This window comes from Vibrio sp. VGrn 2, assembly GCF_009361695.1.
GTDB classification, from domain to species: Bacteria; Pseudomonadota; Gammaproteobacteria; order Enterobacterales; family Vibrionaceae; genus Vibrio; species Vibrio diabolicus.
Genome location: NZ_RBWD01000007.1, coordinates 106,465 through 131,715, shown reverse-complemented (window position 1 = coordinate 131,715; position 25,251 = coordinate 106,465). Strand labels below are relative to the sequence as shown.

General features: G+C 45.0%; 18 protein-coding genes. 8 read left to right on the top strand and 10 right to left on the bottom strand.

Features of this window, described 5'->3' with window-relative positions; translation table 11 throughout:
- Window positions 1–3: 3 nt before the first annotated feature.
- The gene (locus D8S93_RS13525; protein WP_005392102.1) at window positions 4–1,974 is read right to left on the bottom strand and encodes a replication initiator protein RctB domain-containing protein; all 1,971 of its coding nucleotides are present in this window, start codon (window positions 1,972–1,974) and stop codon (window positions 4–6) included.
- Window positions 1,975–3,213: 1,239 nt separating this feature from the next.
- Between D8S93_RS13525 and D8S93_RS13520 the strand changes: the two genes are divergently transcribed.
- The 4 genes from D8S93_RS13520 (at window position 3,214) to D8S93_RS13505 (ending at window position 9,477) form a co-directional block, all read left to right on the top strand.
- Window positions 3,214–4,431 (top strand): AAA family ATPase, encoded by a 1,218-nt coding sequence (locus D8S93_RS13520; protein WP_005374503.1) that lies wholly within the window; start codon window positions 3,214–3,216, stop codon window positions 4,429–4,431.
- Between the two features lie 7 nt (window positions 4,432–4,438).
- Entirely contained in the window at window positions 4,439–5,413 is a 975-nt protein-coding gene (locus D8S93_RS13515) for a ParB/RepB/Spo0J family partition protein (protein WP_006740903.1), read from the top strand.
- A gap of 105 nt (window positions 5,414–5,518) precedes the next feature.
- Window positions 5,519–7,546 (top strand): tRNA(Met) cytidine acetyltransferase TmcA, encoded by a 2,028-nt coding sequence (locus tag D8S93_RS13510; protein ID WP_152813701.1) that lies wholly within the window; start codon window positions 5,519–5,521, stop codon window positions 7,544–7,546.
- A gap of 251 nt (window positions 7,547–7,797) precedes the next feature.
- Window positions 7,798–9,477, top strand: a complete 1,680-nt coding sequence (locus D8S93_RS13505; protein ID WP_152813699.1) for a DUF342 domain-containing protein — start codon at window positions 7,798–7,800, stop codon at window positions 9,475–9,477.
- 55 nt (window positions 9,478–9,532) lie between these two features.
- Here D8S93_RS13505 and catC read toward each other — a convergent pair whose 3' ends face one another.
- Entirely contained in the window at window positions 9,533–10,192 is a 660-nt protein-coding gene (gene catC / locus D8S93_RS13500) for a type C chloramphenicol O-acetyltransferase (RefSeq protein ID WP_152813697.1), read from the bottom strand.
- 88 nt (window positions 10,193–10,280) lie between these two features.
- On the opposite strand from catC, the gene D8S93_RS13495 reads away from it, so the two are divergent.
- A complete protein-coding gene (locus D8S93_RS13495) occupies window positions 10,281–11,192 on the top strand; it encodes a LysR family transcriptional regulator (RefSeq protein ID WP_152813695.1) in 912 nt (303 codons plus the stop codon).
- 208 nt (window positions 11,193–11,400) lie between these two features.
- On the opposite strand, the gene D8S93_RS13485 is transcribed toward D8S93_RS13495, so the two are convergent.
- From D8S93_RS13485 to murQ, 3 genes are all read right to left on the bottom strand, one after another.
- On the bottom strand, window positions 11,401–12,456 hold the full coding sequence (locus D8S93_RS13485; protein ID WP_152813693.1) for a porin: 1,056 nt from the start codon (window positions 12,454–12,456) through the stop codon (window positions 11,401–11,403).
- Window positions 12,457–12,604: 148 nt separating this feature from the next.
- Window positions 12,605–14,059 (bottom strand): PTS N-acetylmuramic acid transporter subunit IIBC, encoded by a 1,455-nt coding sequence (murP, locus tag D8S93_RS13480; protein ID WP_152813691.1) that lies wholly within the window; start codon window positions 14,057–14,059, stop codon window positions 12,605–12,607.
- Between the two features lie 28 nt (window positions 14,060–14,087).
- Entirely contained in the window at window positions 14,088–14,990 is a 903-nt protein-coding gene (gene murQ, locus D8S93_RS13475; protein WP_152813689.1) for an N-acetylmuramic acid 6-phosphate etherase, read from the bottom strand.
- A gap of 242 nt (window positions 14,991–15,232) precedes the next feature.
- Between murQ and D8S93_RS13465 the strand changes: the two genes are divergently transcribed.
- Window positions 15,233–16,084, top strand: a complete 852-nt coding sequence (locus D8S93_RS13465) for an SIS domain-containing protein (protein ID WP_140073523.1) — start codon at window positions 15,233–15,235, stop codon at window positions 16,082–16,084.
- A gap of 19 nt (window positions 16,085–16,103) precedes the next feature.
- Here the strand turns inward: D8S93_RS13465 and mpaA are convergent, their stop codons facing one another.
- On the bottom strand, window positions 16,104–16,814 hold the full coding sequence (gene mpaA, locus D8S93_RS13460; protein WP_319803000.1) for a murein tripeptide amidase MpaA: 711 nt from the start codon (window positions 16,812–16,814) through the stop codon (window positions 16,104–16,106).
- A gap of 141 nt (window positions 16,815–16,955) precedes the next feature.
- Here mpaA and D8S93_RS13455 point away from each other — a divergent pair, with 141 nt between their 5' ends.
- A complete protein-coding gene (locus D8S93_RS13455) occupies window positions 16,956–18,581 on the top strand; it encodes an ABC transporter substrate-binding protein (RefSeq protein WP_152813683.1) in 1,626 nt (541 codons plus the stop codon).
- 63 nt (window positions 18,582–18,644) lie between these two features.
- On the opposite strand, the gene D8S93_RS13450 is transcribed toward D8S93_RS13455, so the two are convergent.
- On the bottom strand, window positions 18,645–19,229 hold the full coding sequence (locus D8S93_RS13450; protein ID WP_104973200.1) for a flavodoxin family protein: 585 nt from the start codon (window positions 19,227–19,229) through the stop codon (window positions 18,645–18,647).
- Window positions 19,230–19,460: 231 nt separating this feature from the next.
- On the opposite strand from D8S93_RS13450, the gene D8S93_RS13445 reads away from it, so the two are divergent.
- Complete coding sequence (locus D8S93_RS13445) at window positions 19,461–19,799, top strand: hypothetical protein (RefSeq protein ID WP_152813829.1); 339 nt, start codon at window positions 19,461–19,463, stop codon at window positions 19,797–19,799.
- A 300-nt stretch (window positions 19,800–20,099) separates the two neighbouring features.
- On the opposite strand, the gene D8S93_RS13435 is transcribed toward D8S93_RS13445, so the two are convergent.
- The 3 genes from D8S93_RS13435 to D8S93_RS13425 all read right to left on the bottom strand — a co-directional run bounded on the left by D8S93_RS13435 (window position 20,100) and on the right by D8S93_RS13425 (window position 25,246).
- Window positions 20,100–20,693 (bottom strand): mechanosensitive ion channel family protein, encoded by a 594-nt coding sequence (locus D8S93_RS13435; RefSeq protein WP_012842403.1) that lies wholly within the window; start codon window positions 20,691–20,693, stop codon window positions 20,100–20,102.
- Between the two features lie 509 nt (window positions 20,694–21,202).
- Entirely contained in the window at window positions 21,203–23,317 is a 2,115-nt protein-coding gene (locus tag D8S93_RS13430) for a type I secretion system permease/ATPase (RefSeq protein WP_006740888.1), read from the bottom strand.
- Between the two features lie 15 nt (window positions 23,318–23,332).
- Window positions 23,333–25,246, bottom strand: coding sequence for a LapD/MoxY N-terminal periplasmic domain-containing protein (locus D8S93_RS13425; RefSeq protein ID WP_152813676.1), 1,914 nt, complete (start codon window positions 25,244–25,246; stop codon window positions 23,333–23,335).
- Between the last annotated feature and the right edge of the window lie 5 nt (window positions 25,247–25,251).

Below are 25,251 nucleotides of genomic sequence, written 5' to 3'. Positions count from 1 at the left end.
CTTTTAAATCGCCATTTCATCCAGAGCGCGGAATACCATTTCATCCATGTGGCCATCGAAGATTTGACGGCACACCTTCCGACGTACCGCTAATCCAGCAATCAAGCGCTCAATGGTAAGATGCTTAATATCATTTTGAGTGTTAAACAGCTCGACGGTTTTGCTTAATGTCTCATAAGGAATTGGCTCATCCCCTACCCTTAGCCAATCAAGCTTCTCTATGTAATCAGAGCACTCTTCTTTGATTGAGGCATACGAGTGCCCTGTCATCGCAGATAAAGCCGTTATACTGCGTTCTAGAGCCTCTGGTGAGGTATATTTAGATAAAGTAATGGTGATCTCGTCTGCATTGATCTCTACCAGGTGTTTTCTTTGCTTCACGCGGCGGCCTAAATTCCCTCTTGGAGATGGCGCTTTGCGTTGGATAGGCTCAAATTCGCCGTCTATGATGCCTGAGAGCTCTTCAAGCTGTTGTCGGGTAACCATCTCATTACGAAGTGGGTTTGGCAGCGTAGGCGCCATGTTACGCTTTCCTGCGTTGGTTGTTCGCGCACGTGAATAACGTAAGACTTCTTCCACATCGCATTTAATATCGATCTGGTAGTCCATCACTTTGTCATTCTCGATCATAGTTTCGATCGTCAGGTGATAACCCCACAAATTCACGACAAACAGCTCATCCGTTCCCTTACCATCCGATAAACGCTTCAGCTCTCGGATCAAATCCATCGAGAATCGTCGCCATTCGATGTTACGTGCCAGCTTCTGGTTTAATTCACTCAGCAGCATGCAGTCAGTATGTCGACGAACCATGCGGCTACGGAAGAAAGAATACAGTTGGAATACCAAAGTATGCTGCTTCAAGATCTCTGGTGGGAACAAGAAGAAATAATCACGCGTTAATAGTTCTTCATAAAACGAAGGCTCCCAAACCAAAATGTACAAGTTTGGTTTGATACGAATTTCACCATCGCTTCCCTCTACAGGCGCTTCTTCAGATGCAGTGATGGTTCGAGCAAGAAAACGAAAACGGTCACTTTTGAATCCTTCTGGCATGTTTTCACTTAGCCAACGACCAGTAAGTTCATGCAGCTGGAAATCGGTAAACTCAATACGATCAATGCTGTCACGAATAGAATCACGTGCTGGACCACTGTCTTTTTTGCCTCGAAGCGACAAAATATCAGTAATGTATAACGGCGTCTTGTTCGGCACGTGTGCTGCGTCGAGTTGATACTGATCTTTGTGATGATCATGGTATTGCACGGTCAATGTGAACAGAGCAAACAAGGTCATCAGATCATCCACAGTCATGATATTTTTGGATGATCGCGTTTCAATAACCGCTTTGGTACCAGAGATCGACACCATGGATTTCTGATAACTTTTTCGAGTTCTTGGTGGTGCAAGTGCTTGGTCGATGATCCCAGCCCAATTCGTTGGAGACACGACAAATTGATCGGCTTCATCTTTCATCGTTGGAGGGGTATTCAACCCATGTTCATTCAACAAACGCTTGTTTACTTGGGTTTGAGCCAATGCTTTTGAACGTTTTTGCTTTTCGTTTTGGCGTACTTTGTCTGTAACAAGACTTGTTGCACCCAACACTGAAATAAGCTGATTAGGATTAACAAACTTATGTAACATCGTCTTACCAGCAAGTCCTTCTTCAAACCGCACTGGAGTTTGAGTAAACAAACCAATGTTTACTGCTGCACGTAAGCGTTGTTGCAGAGCTGCACGAGTGAGTTGTCCGTCCGTTGCTTCCACAATCTCTGTGGTTGAAACCAATCCATCTTTGCTGCTGAAACCTCGCAATGAGATCAGATTAAGCAATTCTAAGATGCTTTTGGTCACCCCTTTGAAATGTTGGTACTGCTCTACCCAATCTGCAGAGGATTCATGTACCTCAAAAAGATGGCCATCCTTATGGCTTCTAGGTGCTTTAATCAGAATTTTTTCATCAGCCGTCATTTTAGATCCAGATCACACTAGCCGTAGTTGTGCTATGGTTCCGAAGAATAAAGAAAAACAGATCATAAATAAAGAAAAAAGATTGTTTTTTAAATAACTGATCTTTTTGATTAATCTGATCTTAATTGATTATATGATCTAATGATCTGGCTATCGTTTTGCTGCTAAGTGCCTGTTCTGTAAAGTGATTATTTTTATGCGTATCGGAACTATGATCATGCTAATTCTGAAACTATGATCAATAATAACCTGAAAGCATGATCATATTTACTCGTAAGCATGATCATTAAGTTTATGAAAAGATGATCAAAAGAGTCTTGAAACGATGATCATGATGTTTTTACAGGTTATCCACAGATGCTATGTTTAATAATGTCTTAATGAGGATTTTATTGAGCATTGTCGATGTTATTGATACTCGGATCGATGATCAAGAGCTGAGATAGCTATCGTTCTGGAGACAATATTGATGATAAATTACTCATGTGATGAAAATGCATCCAAGTAGCTCTTATTCCGCAGTAAAACCTAATTTCGGGCTATTCTTAGGAAGCATGATCATGAGAGTAAGATTTATCATAGTAACTTGAACAATTTCATTGTTCCGGCTTCTCTATCCACTAATTTCTTCTCCATCCCCCATTCTGACTGCATTCAACCGTAAATTAGAGACAAAAACTCATGCTTCCGAGAGATTCTATAGCTTGATCATATTTCCGATTGATGGATCTTATTTAATCCGCGTGTTTACACCCTCGTCTACTCTATTTTTCCATGATCATGCTTTCGTATTTGTGTTTTATCATGGAAGCATGATCATAAGCATACCTTGATCATACTTCCATAGGAGCATCACTTGAACAGCCCTTTTTGGCTCGGATACATGATCAAGGTTGTTATTAGCGTTCATGTTGAAAGATTGCTTTCTATTTTTTGTTTAAATTAGGTTGGCCTAACATAATCCGTAATTTAGCTTAAGAATATAATCGTTCCGGTAGAAAATTGATTTACATTGTAAATGAGTGACGCTGTAACACTTTTATTTTTAAGTTTAAGGTGTCCATTTATTCGAAGATTATTTAATTAAAAATAGTTATGTTTTTTACCATAAATCATAAAAGCGTCGATTTGAGTGTTTTTTTATGTGATGGTTATTCAAAATGTTTGTGCACCTTTTTGTTGTATTTGGTCTTTACTGCTGTACAATTGCAATTATAAATCCTTCCAACGGAATTTGGCATGAAAAGAGAAAAAACGATTGAAAACCTTCTTGAGTTAGCGGAGCTGACTCAGCAGGTTCAAGCTGACCGTATTGAAATTGTTTTAGAAGAGCGAAGCGATAACTACTTCCCACCAATGTCGAAAGCGATGATGGAAACCCGTTCTGGTCTAACTCGCCGTAAGCTCGACGACGCGATTGGTAAAATGGAAGCCGCTGGGCATCAATTTACCAAAAACAACGCGAATCATTATTCAATTACGTTAGAAGAAGCACACATGCTCATGGATGCGGCTGAAGTGCCTAAATTTCATGAGCGTAAAAAGAATTCAGGTAACAAACCTTGGATTATTAATGTGCAGAACCAAAAGGGCGGTACAGGTAAATCAATGACCGCGGTTCATTTAGCGGCATGTTTAGCGCTAAATTTGGATAAACGATACCGTATTTGTTTAATCGACTTAGACCCACAAGGCTCGTTACGTTTATTCCTCAACCCGCAAATCAGCATGGCAGAGCATGACAATATCTATTCTGCTGTAGACATTATGTTGGGTAACGTGCCTGATGGTGTAGAAATTGACAGTGAATTTTTGCGTAAAAACGTATTACTGCCAACGCAATACCCGAACTTAAAGTCGATTTCAGCGTTTCCAGAAGACGCGATGTTTAATGCTGAAGCATGGCAAACGCTATCTGAAGATCCATCACTCGATATCGTTCGTCTGCTAAAAGAGCAACTGATTGATAAAATTGCTGATGACTTCGATATCATCATGATTGATACCGGCCCACACGTTGACCCACTAGTATGGAATGCGATGTATGCATCAAATGCGTTGTTAATCCCTTGTGCGGCTAAGCGTCTGGACTGGGCTTCAACAGTAAACTTCTTCCAGCATTTGCCTACGGTATATGAAATGTTTCCGGAAGACTGGAATGGTCTTGAGTTTGTTCGCTTGATGCCAACCATGTTTGAGGACGACAATAAGAAGCAAGTTTCTGTTTTAACTGAAATGAACTATCTTCTAGGTGACCAAGTTATGATGGCTACTATCCCTCGTAGCCGTGCGTTTGAAACCTGTGCCGATACCTACAGCACAGTATTTGATCTGACAGTAAGCGATTTTGAAGGCGGTAAGAAGACGCTAGCCACCGCACAAGATGCTGTTCATAAAAGCGCACTGGAATTAGAGCGTGTGCTGCATTCTAATTGGCCGTCATTGAATCAGGGGTAATAAGTAAATGGCTTTGAAAACGTCTGAATTAAACGCGAAATTATTTGGCAAAACGAATAAACGTCGTGTTGTGACTCCACAAGAGGCGCAAACCGCGGCAAAAGAAAAAGCTCAAACGATTGAACTAGCTGTCGCAGGTGAAAACATTGTTCAGTTTGAACTTGTTCGTATTCCTGCAGAGAAAGTCGCGACAGAAACAACGGTGTTTGTTGATAACGCTCGTGAGCAATCGTTCTTAAACGAACATGCTTTATCTGATGTTTTAGTCACACTCAAAGAGCGTGGCCAACAATATCCAGCGGTGGGTCGTAGAACTAAAGATGGCAAGATTGAAGTTTTAGATGGTAGCCGTCGTCGCATGTCTTGTATCCTCGCGGAGCAAGATTTTTTGGTTTATGTTGCTGACAACATCAATACTGACCATGCAAAGTTTTTGTCTGATGTGGCAAATGCTCACAAGCCGCTCTCTTTGTACGAAAAAGGTAAAGAGATGCAGGCTAAACTAGATAGTGGTGAAGCTGAAGATCAGAAAGCATTGGCGAAAATGTTCCAGTGCAGTGAAGCGTTGGTAAGTGGCGCTTTAAAAGCGGCGGCATTACCGTTAGAACTGCTTCAAGCGTATCCCAATGTCGGCGATCTTGGTCGTCCAACTATCGTGAAACTGCACAAACAGTTTTCAACGTTGACGCCAGAGCAGCAGCAAGAGCTGTTAGATAAGTGTCGCTCTAGCGAAGGCTTTTTATGGCAGCGAAGCACAGCTCAAGGCGTTGCTCGTCTGACAAAAGAAGTCACGGAAAGCATCGAAAACTGGATTGCTGAGCTTGCACCAGCAAAACCTGGCAAGAAGACCGAAAAAGTCGACTTAGTAAAAGGTCGAGCAAGCTACAGCCGAAAAGGTAGCAGTCTGGCGTTGAACTTGAAGAAAGTTGACGACAGCTTGATGGAAGAGATTCTTGCCTTTGTGCAAAACAAGCTGCAATAACAAAAGATGATTGAATCAACCGCCTCCGGGCGGTTTTTTTATATCTGAGAAGCGTCAAATTAAAGATGTGATACCATTGCGTCAGTTCAACGTTGGATAGACAAAATGCAGACACAATCTGATTTCCTTTCATCACTTCAACAACAAGCTCACCAATCTTTCCAAAGATTCGGCATCGTTATTCAAGGCGAGTCTTCTTGGCAAGATGCATTGGTGTCAGAGTTCCATAAAACACAGATGTATCAACGTTGGTTTTGTGTCGGCGATTTTGGTTTGGAAAACGCATACAGTGTTTCGCCTAAACAAGGGCACATGTTGTTAGGCAGAGAGTGTGACGTTCTATTGTTTGATGCTCGAAATGGTTTTGACGCAAATAGCTTTACCGCCGCGCTTGGCTCATTGGTTGGCGGTGGCCTTCTTATTATCATTACTGAGCCGCGACAGCCTACGAACTTTGCTCAGCAATGGATGCACAAACAATGGGAGAAGCTCGTTGTTATTGAGCAAGACAAACCATTGCCAACGGCTCCAGACATCAAGCAAGCAGAAAAAGAAAGCCACTACACGGAACAAGAACATGCCATTTCTCTAATTGAAAAGGTGGTGACAGGACATCGAAAGCGACCATTAATTTTGACCGCTGATCGTGGGCGGGGGAAAACAAGTGCCCTCGGCATTGCGTGTGCGAACTTATTACAGCAGAAGCCACTTAGAATCTTAATTACGGCACCATCTATAAAAGCCGTTGAGCCTGTTTACCAACATGCTTTACGTTTACTCCCTAACGCACAGCGTATTAAGAAGGACAGATTAGAATTAGGGCAGGGAGCCATTCAATTTATTGCTCCTGACGAACTTCTATCGAGCCGACCTGAATGTGATTTGTTACTTGTCGATGAAGCGGCTGCAATTCCAGTTCCTATGCTCAAAAGCATTACCGAACATTATCATCGACTCGTTTTTTCTACGACTATTCACGGTTATGAAGGTTGTGGCCGGGGCTTTACGATTAAATTTGTTGATTGGCTTCAGAAACAGCGTTCGGGAATGAAAACGTGGCACATGACACAGCCCATCCGCTGGAGCATGAATGATGCGCTCGAATCATGGCTCTATGACGCGTTTTTGTTGGATGCGGAGTTAACGCACCATCAACTTAACCAGGTCGACTCAATTTCCCTTTCTAAAGCCGATAAGGACGATTTGATATCGCAGCCTAGTTTGCTGCGCGAGTGCTTCGCTCTTTTGGTTAATGCTCATTATCAGACCTCGCCGAATGATTTGATTCACCTTTTGCAAGACGACAACAGTCAGCTCTATTTTGCTAAGCAAGATAATGCGGTTGTGGGGGTAATATTAGCGGTCGAAGAGGGGGGGCTTGACGCTGAATTGGTTGAAGAAATTCAGCTTGGTAAGCGTCGTCCTAAAGGACACTTAGCCCCAGTTACGATTGCAAACCACCTTGGATTCCCCAATGTTGCGAAGCTATCGACGCTGCGAGTCATGAGAATTGCTGTTCATCCAGCATTGCAAGGAAAAGGCATTGGTCAAAAAATGCTGCAGAAACTTGAGCAAATGGCTGCTAAACACATTGCTTACTTATCCACGAGTTTCGGTGCGACTGAAGAATTGGTCCATTTTTGGCGACAATCGAACTTCCGTGCAATTCGCTTAGGATCAATGCGCGATGCTGCTAGCGGTTGTTATTCAGTCTTGATGGTCAAAGCTTGTGATTCCAAACAGACGGCTTGGGTCGATGAATCTCAGGCGCTATTTGAAGAAATGTTGTCTAACAATGTGGCTGACGTCTATCCAAAATTAGAAGCCTCAATTTTTCGAGCTCTATTACCGCAACCTTTGGGAATGAGTCCACTTCATCCCGCTAAGTTATTACTAATTGAATGCTATGCTGATGGTGGTAACAGTTATGAGTCCGTGTCTGCTTGGCTTCAGCAGTGGTTACTTAACTTAGGTTTGAACTCCGCTTCCGACTTGATGATCAGTAAGCTTTTTCTTAACCGTAGTTGGACTGAATGTGCTCAGCAATTTGGGCTACCTGGAAGAAAGCAAGTTGAGCAGCAGCTAAGGGACGAAGTAAAGCACATTTGGAACGATTTACACTGTAAACAATAAGGTGAGATTTACACTGTAAATGAAATTATTAGGAGCTGATTTTACACTGTAAATCCAGCTCCTTTTTATTTCAGTGTGTATTTTGATTGAGCTTTAGGTTAAATCGAAATGCTCTCTTAATATCTGTTTAACCGTTATTGATGGATTACTTTCTTTAGTGACGTGAGCCCTATAATAAGAAATGCGAGGTTTGTTCAGAAAACGGATTTGGTTAGACTGAAAGTGTTGATGGGAAGCAAAGTGGTAAGGGTATGTGGAAGTTGTGTCTTGAGTTGTCTGAAGATAAGACCAAGGTGATAGCCCGTCTTCCGGGGGAAGCGGATCTCGGTGGTGAGCTAAATCAAAATGAATTAAACGAGCAGCTCGTCGCAATGAACGCAGAAAAGCTGTTTGTTGTAGAGGGGGAAGTCGTTAGATTCATTAACTGCGCCAAAGAACGTAAAGCCGAAGCTTACGAAGGCATCGTCATTGCAGAAAAACGCAACGCACAAGTTGAGGTCGAATTGTCGAATAATGACATGCTCGCCAGTATGAACGTTGTCGGTGCGTACGGAGGCCGAGGTTTACGTGGCCCCGAGATTGTTCAAGCTCTTGCTCAAGCGCGAGTTTCGAAAGGCATCAACAAACTGGCTTTGAAGAAAGTGTTGGTTGTCAGCACTCAGCTCAAACCTGGCGAAACTTTTTCTCAACCTGTAGCGGTTGGTAAGCAACCTATCAAAGGCAAAGACGCTCTTTTTACTCCTCTCGTTAAAGACATCACCAAACGCATCCTCAAACCCAAAGACGGCCAATCTGCTAGCGACAAAATTGATTTACGTAACCTCGGTGAAACTATCGCGGTTGACGTAGGCGATGAGGTGATGCGTCGCACGCCTGCGACCAAAGGTACGCCAGGTTTTACTGTTCAAGGGCGAGTGATTCCTCCACAAGCTGGAAAAGACAGCCCAATGAAGCCAGGCAAGGGCACCGAGATAAGCAAGCACGACCCAAACCTATTGATTGCATCGGTATCCGGTACGCCTCTAATTAAAGACAAAACCATCGAAGTTGATAACGCACTCTGCCTCAATAGCGTTGGCGTGAATACAGGCCACGTGAAATTCAAAGGGAATGTGATTATCGGTGGCAACATTGAATCTGGCATGATTGTTAAAGCGACGGGCTCTATTACTGTAGGCGGCTTCATTGAATCGGCTGACGTACAAGCGCAAGACGACATCCAAGTTGGTAAAGGGATCATTGGCCACACCGTGAGTGATGGCCAGCCAAAGAGTTGTCACGTCAAAGCCAAAGGTTCGATTCGTGCCAGCTACGCCCAATATTGTGATTTGCAAGCCGGCGAAGATATTGAGTTGGCGGTGCACAGCATGAATAACGATATTGTTTGTGGGCGCAATCTGACGGTGCTAGATGCGAACGGTAGGAACGGCACGCTCAGCGGCGGAGATGTAAAAGTCGGTGGCAAAGTGGTGTGCTTACAATTGGGCGTAGAAGGCGACACCGCCACTAAGGTAGAAGCGTTCGCACGCTATTCTGCATTTAAGGAGCGATTAGCAGAGCTCAAAGATCAATACAAACACGCTCAAGAAGGAACGATGGATGTGATTCGTAAAGAGCTCGAATTTAAGAAACGTCCTAAAGCCGAACGTACCGACGAAGAACAAGCTCAGATTGATGTGATGAAAACACAAAACAACGAGCAGCTTGAAGCGATAAAGCAAAAGCTAGAACAAACGGAACACGACTTTGAAGTCGCGTTAGAAGAAAATATTGTCGAAGCCAAAGAGCGTGTCTTCACTCGCGTGACGGTGCAGTTTGGCGACGAACAAGTAACGACAAAGCGCACTCATGGCGGTTGTTCGTTCCGTTTCAATCAATACGAAATTAAAGTCTCGGCGAACTTGGAAGAAGAGGACGTCGCTGCGGTTTAAGCTTTCTTACTCACTGAGCCCACACGTCGCAACAAGATGTGTGGGCTTTTTTTATCTACAAATCGACAATGTGCTCTTGATAGTAGTCCGCAAGCGCACCGACTTGGCTGCTACACATTACTTTCATTGCTTGTTTAATATGTTCTATTGGCCAGTTCCACCATTGGATATTGAGTAGAGTTTCAATCTCTTTATCGCTAAATCGTTGACGTACGACTTGGTTGTTTCCAACCACCACAGAATAAGGTTGCACGTCTTTCGTCACTATGGCGCGTGCTCCGATGACGGCTCCATCGCCGATGTTTACTCCGGGCATGATCATCGCCTCACTGCCAATCCAAACATCATTCCCCACCACTGTATCTCCGGCACGCTCGAAACCGTCTTGTACGCCTTCTCCAAATTCTTCAGGAGAGAAGGGGAAGGTCGAAATCCAGTCAATGCGATGACCTTGGTTTCCTGCCATCATGAAGGTGGCTCCAGAAGTGATGGAACAAAACTTGCCAATGATTAATTTGTCGATGCTATCGGGTTCTCTACTTTGCCATTCTTGAAGTGTGACGGGGTCACCCAACAAGTAGCGTACCGCTTGCTCTTCGAAGCTTTTTTGATGATAGAAGCCCGAGTAATAGCTGTAATCGCCAACGATGATATTGGGATTAGTGATGTGATCTTTAATGACTTGACCTTTTAACCACGTGTCGAAAACACTCATAACTCATCCTTTCAAATTTAGGTTGTACAGAGTTTAGAGGCTTTCTATTATTTCCAGTAGTTTGATTTTAGAGATTCAGAATTACTGTATGGAAATAAAATGGCTCAGCTACGTACCACTTTACGTCGCTTTGTGTGAGGAACGAAGTATTGCTGGCGCAGCAAAGCGCCTGAATTGTTCGAATGCGCATGTAAGTCGGCAACTTAAACAGCTTGAAGACATATTGTCGGTGCAGCTTATTCAGCGAACTACGCGCCAGTTTAATTTGACCTACGATGGTTTGCGGTTTTATCAGCAGGTAAAGCAACTGCTCGAAGGCGCTGAGCAGATCAATGAGCAAGTCATGGCAAACGAGATCGTATCGGGAAAATTGAGAATAGCGGCGTCTGCTTCTTTCGGAGCCGCGTTACTCAGCCAAACATTGATCGAGTTTCGATTGCAACATCCACAAGTGAGCGTCGAAGTGATCTTCACAGAGACACCTCTCGACTTGATTGAAGCTGGGTTTGATATCGCATTCTACTTTACCGATACTCCTCCTGAGGGATACGTCGGCCATCAGTTACGCGCTTTACACTGTAAACCGATCGCTCACCGCTCGTATTTAGCTGATAAACCAAATGTAAGTACGCCAGAGGAGCTTGGTGACTTAGAGCACATCCTTTATAAAAGTCGCGACTTGGTGTTAGATAAGTGGACGTTTACGCATAAGCAAACTCAACAGCAGTGCAGCATTGAGTTAGAAAGTATGCTGAGTTTTAATCTTGTCCAGTCCATGTTGGATGCTACTTTGGCGGGTTGTGGTGTAGCCATGCTAGATGAATTTGCACTGGCTAAACTCGACCCTGCACAAAAAGAACAACTCGTGAGTTTGCTGCCAGAATGGCAAACGGATGCGATTTTGCCGCTTTATCTGCTTTACCCAAAACGTGAGCACTTACCAAGACGAACGCGAGCGTTCATTGATCACTTTAGGAACATATATTCTGTCGGCGAATAGCGACAACAAACTTAGCAACAATTGAGGAAGCAAAGGAATGCGAAAACACTGTCACCAGTTTTCCTGATGCAGGCGTGTTGGTCAAAACAGGTAACGAAGAAAACATATTACGAGGGTGAGCTTCTTCAAATCAGCATTAAAGGCAATAACTACTGACCGGACACAGAAGAAGCTCATGGATTCAGCTAACTTACATTAAGTATCGTGCTTACAGCTCGTAACGCAGACCTAAGTGGTAGTAGCTTTCGTCTGCGTGCGCACCGCCAAACGAGACTTCTTGTCCATTGCTGTAGCCACGCGAGCCGTTACGATCAACGTAGTTTGTGTAGATAGAAGAACGAGGCGTCAGTTTGTATTGCACTTCTAGCGTTGTATCTTTCAGCTCTAGCTCGTCACCATCACTGTTTTCTAAAGAACGATAACCAGCACGCAGTGTCCATTTGTCATTTACACTGTAAACCGCCGTCAGTTCCATCACTTTGTCGGTACTAGTTTGTGAGTAATAACCCTCTAGTTCATCTTCCGAGTACAACGCACCCAACATCAAATCTCCTAGGTAGTAACGTGTACCTGCGCCCCAGAATGTGTAAGCGGTGTCGTTGCTTTCACGTGCATCACCTTTATTTTTCTGCATCGCCACCACTGGTGCCAAGGTACCCAAATTCCCCATGTCTAGCGTATAACGCAGTGCAGCGTTGTAACCGTACTCAAGCTCAGAAGTGTTGTTTCCTAAAATGTACGCGACAGAAAAGTCGAAATTACCTAGGCTGTTTTGGTATTGCAGCGTGCCATCTTGACGGAAAACTTGCGTCGCGGTTTTGTCGACTTTATTCGCTTGGCGCGCCATAGAAACATCGGAAGAGGCGAACACATCACCAATGTCGGTAAACATAATCAATCCAGATGCCACGCGACCACCAGTAATGCGACCATAATCTTTCGCATCAATCCCCGCCCATACATAACGTGCGGTCAGAGACGGTTTGTCGTTTACTTGGTTTGCGTATTCAGCGGCACCCACTTGGTATTGCGCTTGGCCGATGATCGACGCGTACTCGTTGATGGTTTGTGAACCGTTTAAACCAATACGGCCATCAAACTCGCCATTTGTATCGCCGTGCTCATCATTTTTACTGGTGACATTGAAACCAAGACGAGAGTAAATATTTAAAACTGACCCATCTTCCGCTTGATACAGCTGTGCTGCCATTGCGTTTGATGCCATCAATGTTGGGAGAAGTAGAGTCAAAATGTGCTTTTTCATGATTAACGACCTTTCATTTCTATTGTTTTAGGTACGACAAAGCCCCTTCCGAGTAACGGAATAAGAAAAATTGTCGTGAAGTAGAGAGAGGGTGCGCCCTTGTTTGCCAAGGGCGCGAGCTAGTCCATTCCTATAGGGGAAGAATGATTTAGCTTAAATCGACGTCTTTGCAGCCAAAGAAGTAAGTCGCGAGGAAGCCGACGATGTAAGAGATAAGCAGGCCAGCAACAAACACCATCATGCCCGGGAAGATGCCATTTTCAGATGTCATGAGAGGAATCGCCACGATACCGGACGGGCCAAACACCGTATTAAGACCAACTGGCAAGCCAAGGTAAGAAACTAAACCGATAAAGAAGCCGCCTGCAGCACCACCAATACAAGCGGTAACGAATGGTTTTACGCGTGGTAATGTCACGCCGTAAATCAATGGTTCGCCAATGCCTAGAAGACCCGGAATAATAGCGCCTTTAACTTGAGTGCGTAGTAGAGCGTCTTTTTTGGCTTTGAAATACAGCGCCATTGACGCGCCAACCTGACCGCCACCAGCCATCGCCAAGATAGGAAACAGCGAGTTAAAACCCTGTGCTTCCATCAATGCAAAATACACTGGAACAAAACCCTGGTGGATGCCAAATACCACAGAAATTAAGAACAAACCTGCCAAGATTGCAGCGCCTAATGGGTTATCGTTCAAGTTGAGGAACAACCAAGACATCCCTTTAAACAGCTCGCCGCCGATCGGCATGATGATCAAGAAGGTTACCGCACCCATGATCAATAGAGTAATAACGGACGTTAAGATCATGTCCAGATCATCAGGCATGTATTGACGAACCTTACGCTCGACTTGCGCACCGATGATCGCCGCCAAAAGTACGCCGATAATGTTGCCGCGCGGATCAATCGCAAAGCCGAAAAACTCGTTCATGCCAGAATAAATGCCGGATGTCGCCTCTGGGTTGTAACCCAGCACGAACAAAGAGGCGAGAATGACACCATTAACACCAGAGCCGCCAAACGCTTGCTGCGCGTTGTAACCAATCAGAATACTTAGGAAAGCAAACAGACCCTTACCAAAGACTTTCATGTAGGCGATCAAATCCAACATAAACTGGCTTGGTGTCTGGTCGAGAACAAACATCTGTTCCAATAACGTCGCAAAACCTAGCAACAAACCAGCGGCAATAAAGCCTGGGATCAACGGCGTAAAGATGGTGGCAAACTTGCTTAAAAAACGCTGAACCGCACTGGTTTGCTTACTCTTCATCTGTTTTTTCTGCTCGGCTGCGACGGCAGAAAGATCTTGTTGCGGCATATCTGGTTCTTCACTGTCACCAGAGGTTAAGCTGTCGATCAGTTGATTCATCATCTCAGCCGCTTGTTGAGCTTTTCCAGGACCGAGAATGATCTGAAACTGCTCATCGCTTTCCACCACACCCATTACGCCGGGAATTTGCTTGATAACTGACTGATCAGCCAAGCCATTGTTGGCGAGCGATAAACGCAAACGCGTCATACAGTTACCGCACTTACTTACGTTGTTACTGCCACCCACTGCGGCGAGCAATTGCGATACTGTGTTAGAGGTAATTTTGGCCATAGGGACTATCCTTCAGGACTCGGGCTATTTAGTTATTATTTAGTGCTGCACGAATAAAACCGTTGTGCTCGGTGAGGCGAGACTTGGCTTGCTCAGCATCCAAATCGGCCAAAATCATTAAGATGGCAGTTTTGCAGTGGCGATCGCAGGCATTTAATGCTCGCTCTGCTTCTTCTTTTGATGCGCCAGTTGCTTCTATAACAATGTTGGTTTGGCGTTGGATGAGCTTGGCGTTGGTGGCCTCTACATCCACCATTAAGTTACCAAATACCTTACCGCTACGAATCATTGCGCCTGTCGTGAGCATGTTTAACACCAGTTTTTGTGCGGTGCCGGCTTTCATGCGAGAAGATCCAGTAACGACCTCTGCGCCAACAATCGGCAGAATCGCGATGTCGGCCGCTTTTGCCATGGCACATTCTGGATTACAGGCGATAGATGCGGTCGTAGCTCCGATGGATTTAGCGTACTCCAAACCACCTAGTACATAAGGTGTACGGCCACTCGCTGCAATGCCTACAACCACGTCATGGCTGGTGAGGTGAAGCGCTTTTAAGTCGTCTTGACCCATTTGCGCGTCGTCTTCGGCGTTTTCTACCGCTTTCAAAATCGCTTGGTGTCCACCAGCAATTAAGCCAATCACCATGTCTGGATGCGTGCCGTAGGTAGGAGGACACTCGCTCGCATCAAGGATTCCTAAGCGGCCTGATGTGCCAGCTCCCATGTAAACCAAACGGCCACCATTGGCGAACGCTTGAGTAATTGCATCAACCGTCTTTGCAATTTGTGGTAGCACTGCTTTGACCGCGAGCGCGACTTTTTGATCCTCTTCATTAATGACTTGTAGCATCTCGATGGTCGAAAGCGTATCAATCTCTGCACTGGCTGGATTACGGCTTTCTGTCATCAATCGGCTTAAATCAATTTTCATGTTTTACACTCTTCGTAATGTTCAATCTGAGGGCAATTCTATGGAATAAAATATTCTGTTTTGGTGATAAAAATCACACTTGAGGTTATTCTTTGTGCAGGAGAAATTTGGAATAATGAGAGAAAATATACGTCCATTACATCCGATATAAACTGGCTTGGTTAGAATGATCATGGAGTTAAATCAAACTCCAATTATTTTTGTTTTGGAATAATTTATTTAAATTTTTTGAGGTTTTTGTTGTGTTAGTTATCAATAAGATAGTCGCGAGGCGTACTCAGCTTTCGCAAAGTGGTCGTTTGGTCGGCGATTGGATTGTTGAAAACGCAGAAAAGGCGGCGCTGCTCACTAGCCAAGAACTTGCGGCGCAAGTAAAAGTGAGTCAATCGAGCATTGTGAAATTTACTCAGCGTATTGGCTTTAAAGGCTACAGCGAGTTTAAGTTAGCTCTAAATGAAGAGATTGGCCGTAAGCATGCGATGCAGTCGACACCGTTGCACAGTGATATTTTGGCAGATGATCCTATCGCGGTTATTTCACAGAAACTGGTGAAAGCAAAAACAGATGCTATGTTTCAAACCACCAATGCGCTGTCTTATGAAGCTTGTCACCAAGCGGTGAAATGGTTGAGTGAGGCGCGTCGAGTGCAAGTGGTCGGGATTGGGGGCTCAGCCCTGACCGCGAAGGATTTAAGCTTTAAACTGCTTAAACTCGGTATTACGGCGCTTTCCGAACAAGACAGCCACGTGCAGATTGCTGTTGCTCGTACCCTCTCTTCAGAAGATGTGCAGATTGCGATTTCGTATTCGGGCGAACGCAAAGAAATTCTCGTCGCGGCAGAAGCGGCAAAAGAGCAGGGCGCGAAGGTGATTGCGTTATCTGCTCCTGGGAGAAGTCGCTTGCGCGGTATTGCCGATATTACGTTTGATACGATTGCAAATGAAACGGAACATCGCAGCTCATCCATTGCTTCACGCACCGCGCAAAACGTGATCACCGATTTGCTGTTTATCATCTTGGTTCAGCAAAGAGACGAAAGTGCACGTCAGTTGATCAGCGATATCAGTACCGACATCAAACAGATCCTCACATGATCACTTAACCAACAGCGGACTAAAGATCCGGATCGTGCATCAGCAAAGCAATAAAGGCGGGGAGATGCTTTTCAATGGTGAGATCGGCAGAAATTGCCGGTAACTCCAACGTGATGCAAGGTAAATCACGTTCACTACACCAAGTGCCGAATGAGCCGGGTGTTTCGTAGTCGACATCGTCCACGATTGGCAGCTGAAACTGCTCGCCGAGCCATTTGGCAAGGTTGGAATGTTTGGGATCATCTACAAACGCAAGCGGTTCGTGAAACGACACTACAAACTTTGGCCTGCGCAGTTCAATCAAGTTAATTAATGCGCCAACTTCTGGCTCTAGCTGGTTTTTAGAGCCTGTTTTCACCTTTACGTCTCGAACGGGTGTTTGAGAGCTCCATCGATATACGGTGCCATGCTCAGTCCAATTTTGGGTTGGAAACGCGCGATTGAGATCCACTTGGTTTGCATTTGCGCGTGTGCCTAGCTGGTTGCCGTCTGGATTCAGTGACAGAATCACATCATGTCGTAAGCTTTCAGCTGGCAAGCTTCTTAGCGCGCAGGACAAACCTGCAATCGAGGCCGTCTCATCCCCGTGAGTGCCTGCCAAAATCAAACCTCGCGAAGCACTTTCGACTTGTGCCGGAAAATACAGTAATGGCGCACCAAGTACGGATTGACCGTATGTTGTTGGCCGAATTAAAAATGCCGCTCTTTCCGTTCTTGGAATTAGACTCACCGTAATCTCCTGATTGATGAAGTAATATCAATATCTAAGCTAATTAAACCTAGCTAAACCGAACCGTTTAAACTCGTCAACGGTTGAAATGTTAATTGTGGCGCTTGCTTCACAAGACGTGTTAGGAGAACGAAAAACGATATGGATTTTAAAAAACATTCAACGGCGTTGCTGATTTCCTCTTTATTCACCCCTTTTCTTTCTACATCTGTCGTTGCAGATACCTTACCTAACGGCGTTCAACTCGCCGCAGAGCAACATTTGGTACGTGCGAATGACGCAGAGGCGGCAACGCTTGATCCGGCAAAAGCCGAAGGTCTGCCAGAAATGCACGTGATTCGTGACTTATTTGAAGGGCTGGTGATTCAAGATCGTGACGGAAACATCATTCCCGGTGTGGCGGAGTCGTGGGAAACCAAGGACAACCTAACCTTTGTTTTTCACCTACGCAAAGATGCGAAATGGTCGAATGGCGAGCCTGTGACGGCGGATGATTTTGTCTATTCACTGCGCCGAGCGGTGGATCCGAAGACCGCTTCTCCAAATGTTTGGTATCTCAAACTCACCAAGATCAAAAACATCGCCGATGTGGCAGAGGGTAAAAAGCCTTTGGACGAGCTCGGTATCAAGGCGGTGGATAAATACACCCTACGTTTTGAGTTGGACAGTCAAGTGCCGTACTTTGTTGCCATGACTGGGCACACGTCCATGATGCCAGTGCATCAAGCGACAGTGGAAAACCGCGACAAGCCGTGGAGCGATCCAGACCAATTTGTTGGCAATGGTGCATTCACATTGGATAAGTGGGTCGTGAATGAGCGCATTGAACTGGTTAAGAGTCCAAATTACTGGGACAGCGCAGATACGCATTTAAACAAAGTGACTTACATTCCGTTTGAAAACCAAAACGCGTCAATCAATCGTTATGCGGCAGGAGAGCTGGATATCACGTCAGATGTGCCGACTCATATGGCGCAGAAGCTTAAACAAGATTACAAGCAGGCTTACACGGTGGTGCCATTACTGTGCACGTATTACTACGCGTTCAATACCACTCGTCCGCCATTTGATGATGCGCGAGTGCGTCAAGCGGTGTCGTACTCCATCATGCGTGATGTGATTACAAATGGTGTCACGCAAGTGGGCAACCTTCCTGCGTATACCTTTGCGCATCAGTACACTGCCGGTTTTGATGCGACGCCCCCTGAGTATAGTAAGTGGAGTCAGCAACAACGTGACGAGAAAGCGCGTCAGTTGTTAAAAGAAGCGGGTTACAGCAAAGACAAGCCGCTCGATTTTAAATTGCTGTACAACACCAGTGAGGCAAACAAATCGATCGCGGTTGCGATAGCGTCGATGCTACAAAAAAATCTCGGTGCAAACGTGGAGTTAGAAAACCAAGAGTGGAAGTCGTACTTAGTGGCGCGTAAACAAGGCAATTTCGATGTGATGCGTGCTTCCTGGTGCGGTGATTACAATGAAGCGTCTACTTTCCTGAGCTTACTTCGCTCAGGTTCTTCGGGTAACTTTGCACGTTACAGCAATGCAGCGTACGACAACGCGATGAACAGTGCATTGGCTGCAACCGATGAGAAAGCGCGCCAAGGATTTTACGACCAAGCTGAATGGTTGCTGGCGGCAGATATGCCCATTGCGCCAATCTATTATTACATGCAAGCGCGTCTGGTTCGTCCAACCGTGGGTGGCTTTGCAAAGAACAACGTAGAAGGGCGCATCTACTCGAAAGATCTCTACATCAAGAAGTAACGCTCAAAACAAGCGATAAATACGAAGCCCCGAAGATGTGTCTTACGGGGCTTCTTTTTATTGTTAGCGAGCGGAGAGCTTGTCCACTAGCATTGCGATTCGTTTGCCAAGATACTCCGCCGTTGCGACATCAGAGGCATGCAACTGACCACCTTCACCACCTTGTGCAACAATACCACCTTGTACACCATAACGATTCAGGTTTTGCTCCCCAGAATTGCTGATCTTATCCAACCCGACCCACATCATGCCGTGTTGGTTAGCGAGCGTTTGTAGATATTGTAATGTGCAAGATTGGTCGCCATTCATTGCTCCACCACTGGTAAAGCCAGCCGCGATTTTGCCCGCCCATTTTTGGTAATACCAAGATTCACTGCTTGCATCTGCAAATGCTTTAAACTGCGCTGCTACACCGCCCATATAGGTCGGTGAGCCAAAGATAATCGCATCGCACTCAGCAAGTTCATCCATTAGGTTAGGGTTCACAAAACGTCCCTCAATAATCTCACTGCCTTCAATTCGGTGAGAGAGGATTTCACATTCACCTTGCTGCTTAATGCCTTGTTGTTCAACGCCTGCGGCAATCGCGCGAGCAAGCTGACCAGTAACGTCGGTTTTAGAGAAATAAATAATCGCAATTTTGGACACAATGGTTCCTTTTTTCATTGTTGATTTTTAATCGTGCGACTAAGGCTAAAACCTCAAGCTAAGTTGAGGTCAAGAAGAGATTTGAGATAGATAAAGTACGAATTGGTATCTAAAGAGCTTTCTTATAGGGTAAGTCGACGGCATAACTACAGTGAATGCAACGACGATGAATGTCGTGTATAAAAGCGTTAAAGGAAGATCTTAAAGATGTAGAAAACTCTCTTGGAAACAATGATAAAGGTACCGATGCTAGTGATGATTAATAGGCGGAAAAATAGATTAAAATATGTAAACTCAGACCTGATCCAAGGCGGGAAAAGTACATTTCATCGTTTCTTAAGGCGAGGGATTATTATCATTATGGTAGGAGGCCTTTCTACAGCCTTTTCCACGGTATTTGCACACTTTATAGGGGGGGTGTTTGATGTGGATATGAATGCTCATCCAGAGAGCTTAGAAGAAAAAGTGCATGCACTACTTTTTGTTTCGGTCAGTCTTGTTTTTTACCTCTTTTCTGCCCTTATCTCGCTAAATATTAGTGGGTGGCTCATAATGAAGCTAAAAATATAAGCTTAACTAAAACCATGTCCTTGTATTTTAAGGAAGATGGAACTAGTGACGATTTTTTCTTTGCTTGCACCATCTCTATTTTTTGTATTTATTTAAGGTTCGTAAAGAAGAAGCTTACTTTGGTTAAAGTGGCGCTTTTGGTTTCGGCGATGTGTCATGTGTTTATCATGAAAGAATACAGCGGTGACCTTCAGCTTATACGTTTTGTCTCTTCACTGTTGTTCTCCATTAACTTTGGGTTATTTGTGACTACCAAGTGATATTAAAAAGCCGATGTATCTACATCGGCTTTTTAGTGGGTTATTTCTTTCTGCGAGTATAAATCCGAGATTTTGCTTTACTTGGCTCTGGCTTGTTTTTCGCCAGCTTTAGCACTGCTTTTTGCAAAATCTGGTTGTTTGGGTAAGTGATCAAGTTACCGTTATCGTGCTTAATTAACACGTGAAACATACTGATTTCTTGAATCTCGCCGCTGATGTCTTCGTCTTTGTCTACGACTTTAATGCGATCGCCCACTCGGTATGGGAAGACAAAAAAGATCAAAAAGCTGGCAGTGATGTTGCTCAGAATTGACCATTGCGCAATAAACGCCACACCCAATACGGCGAAAATGGACGATAGGAACAATGACACATCGCCATAGCCAATCCCGGTGATAATGGCAAAAACAGAAGCGGTTAAAAATAAAAGCACGACGTTAAAACAACGCTGAATAAAACTCAGGCGGGCCTTTTTTACACCTTTTGAGGTCGCTAAGTTTAAAATGGCTCGATTGACGATTCTCTTCAGAATGCGATAAGCAATCAGGACAATAATGCCCATTAAGACTTTGTACCCGAGAGAGCCAGCGGTGAAATACTGGCTCACTTGATCTAGATGGATCCAATCATTCATTTCTTCAACTCGACGATATTAAGAAAACCGCTGTTATAGCTGATTTTCTGATGTAAGTAATCACAAATTTTTTCTCTCCATTTTCGTCTCTCTACCTAGGAACTTCGCCCTAGAGCCTACGGAGAGTTGTAGAGTTTTATCAATAGTGTGCAGAGCTTTGCTTCTGTTTGCGCTCACCGCATATATTCAACCAAAGTTGATGCGGTTTTAAAGTGTTTAATGTTTGAGCTGTATCTCATATCCGGTATTGTATGAGGCTAGGAGCGTATAAACGTGCTGAATATGATTTTTGTCCTGATAACCTAAGACGTGTTGAGTGAAATGGCTTGCTAGGATATCTATCAAATGGAAGAAGATGAAAAGGCGATTATGATGTTGGTCGTGATTGTGGGGCTAGTGCTCGTTTGGATAGCGCTTGAAGAGCTTAACTATCTTGGATTCTCAATAAAATAAGCCCCGTTAAACATGAGTCAAACGGGGCCTTTCTCTTTTGTAAATGCTAATTTCGGTTAGCTAACCGCACGTACTTTGCCTTGCTTCAGGTCATTCAGCACTTGCGCTTTAGGACCATCAGCAATGATGCTGCCTTTCTCCATCACAATTACTCGATCAACGATGTCGAGCATCGACGTTTTATGCGTAATCAGTATCAATGTTTCGCTCGGTTTGAGCTGAGATAGCTGGTGTTTAATATGCATTTCAGAGCGGTTATCCATCGCGCTGGTCGGTTCATCCATAAGTAGGACGGGAGGACGGCCCAAAAATGCACGAGCTATCGTGACCGCTTGACGTTGACCACCAGAAAGCATCGCACCACCTTCACCTACTTGACGTTCTAAACCAGCTGGATCCGATTGTGTAAATGCGGTCACGCCTGCACGGTTTGCTGCATCAAGCACGTCTCGGTCATCCGTTAGTGGACGACCCAAGGTAATATTGTCGCGAATCGAACCGAAGAATAGATTCGAATCTTGAGGCACACAGCCGATGTTACGTCGAACATCAACGTGGTGAAGCTGTGCAATATCAGTATCATCTATACGTACGTGTCCCTCTGTTGGCTTATACAAGCCCATGATCAAGCGCTCTAACGTTGTCTTACCCGAACCAATTCGACCGATTATCGCGACTTTTTCTCCAGGATTTATCGTGAGAGAAATGTTACGTATAGACGCGACAGGAGAGTCTGGGTAATGAAACGTTACGCGATCAATTTCAATTTTACCTTGGATGATTGGGCGATGGATGTAGCGTTTCCCTTCTTCTTGCTCATCCGGCATTTCCATGACTTGATTGATAATCGTCATAGAAGACTTCGCCTGGTTGTAGCGCGTTGAGAGCAAAGACAACTGAACCAAAGGCCCTATGGCGCGACCACTCAACATGGTTGCGGCAATTAAGCCACCCATGGTGAGTTCGCCTTCTGCAATCAGATAAACACCGAGAATGATCATCCCAACGTTACTACTTTGCTGTACGAAGCCAGCCGCGTTCTGGATGCTGTCGGTAATGCGGCGGCTTTTGATGTTCCAGTTCGCCATGTGCGCCACCGCTTCTTCCCAACGGTATTGGAATTGGCTTTGCGCGCTGAGCATTTTTACGGTTTCTAGCCCCGCTAGACTCTCAATTAAGTTGGCGTATTTTTGCGATGCTAAGCGTGACCCCTCCTCTATAGAGCGACGTAGCGGTCCTTGAATCAGTAGTGAATGAACAATCAAAATGACCACGCCGACCATTGGAACATACACAAGATCGCCAGCCATTAGCCATATAATCACCAAGAACAGAATGGCAAAAGGCAGGTCAATTAGGGCACTGACGGTTGCAGACGTGAAGAATTCTCGAATAGATTCAAACTCTTGAAGATGGCGAGCGAATGCGCCGACTGAAGGCGGCTTGGACTCCATTCGGATGCCCATCACTTTGCTGAACAGCTTGGAGGAAATCAGAATGTCAGACTTCTTTCCTGCGACATCAATAAAGTAGTTTCTCAACGATTTGAGTATGAAATCGAATAGAAATACAACAAAGATGCCGCTTGCCAATACCCATAAGGTTTCAAACGCGAGATTCGGTACCACTTTGTCGTACACCAAACGAGTGAACAGCGGGGCGGCAACGGCAAAGAGGTTGATGAGAAGTGAGGCGATTAAAACATCGCGGTAGATACGTTTTGACTGCCACAAGGTTGACCAAAACCAGTGACCTTCGTTGGTTTTGAGCACTTCGGGAGAGCGCTCATCGAAACGGAATTGCTTTTTAACTAAAAAGTAGCGACCAGTGTACTGCTCAAGTAGGTCTTCTAATGGAATGGAGATTGGCACCATTCCACTTTCTAAGGTGGTGACTTCGGCTTCGCGTGTCTCCGCGTTAATGCTGTTGAGAACGCATGAGTCACCGCCTTTAAGAACTAAGATTGCCGGCAGAATCAGGCTGGAGATGTTCTCCAGCTCTGCGCGGTTTTCCTTGGCAACCAATCCGGCCCTTTCCGCTGCTCTTGGTAGCAAAAATGGAGTTAGCTTGCCGTCTGAAAGCGGAAGGCCATTGACCAGCGCTTCTGGCGAGTTAGCTAACCCATAGTAACGGCTAACGTAGATGAGCGAATTCAGTAAAGGGTCTTTCATCTGTGGTAAACCTTTTTATTCCTTGTCGACGATGAATCCTTGGAATACCTCAACAAAATGCTCGGTGAGAAAGTCCAACTGGATTTGAGTTTCAATACGCGACGCGATAGTCGTAATGCCTAGGTTATGAGCAGTACGAGAAATCGACGTTAGCGTGAATTTCTGTTTTTCGTCGTGTAAGTTGTGTGTGAATAGGTAATCGAGCTTCACATAGTTAGGGCGGAACTCTTGGATGTACTCCAATGATTGGAAGTTACGTCCATAGTTATCTACGCCAAACTCAGCCCCGGATTGGCGAATGGCATTACATAACAGCGCCGTGTGGTGAGGCTGATCAATAAAACACTCCTCTGGAATTTCAAAGTGTAGCTTAGAGGCCACTTTTGCGTGTTTTTCTAACATGCTGGTGGTCCAGCGAATGAACGATGGCTGAGACAAGCTGCTTTGCGCAATATTGATCGCGACAGGATCGGTTAGCTCGCCACTTTCCAGCATCTTAATCATCGACTCAATAACGTATTGGTCGAAAATATTGGTGGCGTCTAGCTGCTCTAGTGCGAATAAATATTGGTTGGCACGGAACGTTTCGCCCTCTTTTTCGATGCTTGAGAACACTTCGTTATGGAACACTTTACCCCAAGTGTTCTTCGCTGCTTGGAAGCGGAATTTTACCCAATCGCTATGAATCGCTTCTTCAACCAGCGCTTTCCACTGCTGTTTACCCATTAAGTTAGAAGGTGTGTCACTGCCGATAAAGCCGTAAGCTTTGTCTGGTTGAGCTTTGGCTTTCGAGAGCGCATTATCCACCATAGATAAGACTTCAGAGCGCGTTTTTTGGTCTTTACTATGCGCAACACCTAAGGCTGCTTTTGGTTTGGCTAGACCGGTTGGATCAGTGTTCAACCCGTTAACGCAGTTCACGATGCTGTCCGCCAAAATGCGTAGTTCGCTTTCATCCATGTGTGGGAAAAGCAGGCCAAACTCATCACTAGATAGGCGTGCAATGGTAGCTCCCGGCACATCAATGGTGTTTTTCAGACGTTGAGACAGCTCTTTTACGTGGGCATCGGCGCGTTGGTAGTCTTTGGTCTCGTAAATGTCACCAATGTATTCTGCATGGAGTAGCGCGATACCCCCTTGCGTTTGCTCTGCAAGCCATTGGTCTATTTGGTTGATGTAGAACGAGCGATTACCCAGTTTGGAGATAGGGTCGAGGTAAGCTTGAGCACGCAGTCGTTGTGCCTCTTTCGCTTGCTCTTTGAATGACAGCTCAATTTGAGCAGACATCATGTTAATGCCATCTACGACCGCGATCAGATCTTTAGTTCTTGGACGAGCAAGTGGTTCACCAAATTGGTTATTAGCGATTTCATGCATTTTTTTCACGATGGCCGCTAATGGTTTTAGTGAGCGACGGAGGATGTACGAAATCGCAATTAAACCAGCCAGGAAAATGACACTGAATGCAGATAACAAACCAATAAAGCCTTGCCAGAGCTGCTCGTAAGCTGCTCCTGGGTGGCTAATGATTTCCACTTCAGCAAGTTGCATCCAACCACTGGTTACTACGCGCTTATCGTGAATGGCTTTGAATAGATTCATGTCGATAAACCATTGTGGCACCGTACTTGGTTTAACCGGGTAAGTGCGCACGATTTGGTAGTCAGAATCTAAAGCGGTAAGGCGAACAACCGAATAGGTGCTGCCGTCAAACAGAGCATTAATCACGGATTCTACCGCGACTTTATCTTTGTCTTTAAGGTAAGGAGCCAATGCCAAACCTACGGTGTTAATGGTGTTGTTGACCTCTGAACGTTGCTGTTGTTCCAAGCTGTCTCGAGTCGTGTTGAATTGGATTACGAATACTGATGCCAACAAGAGTATAAAGACCGTAACCATTCCCACTACAAGCTTCTTATATAGGGTCATGTTTC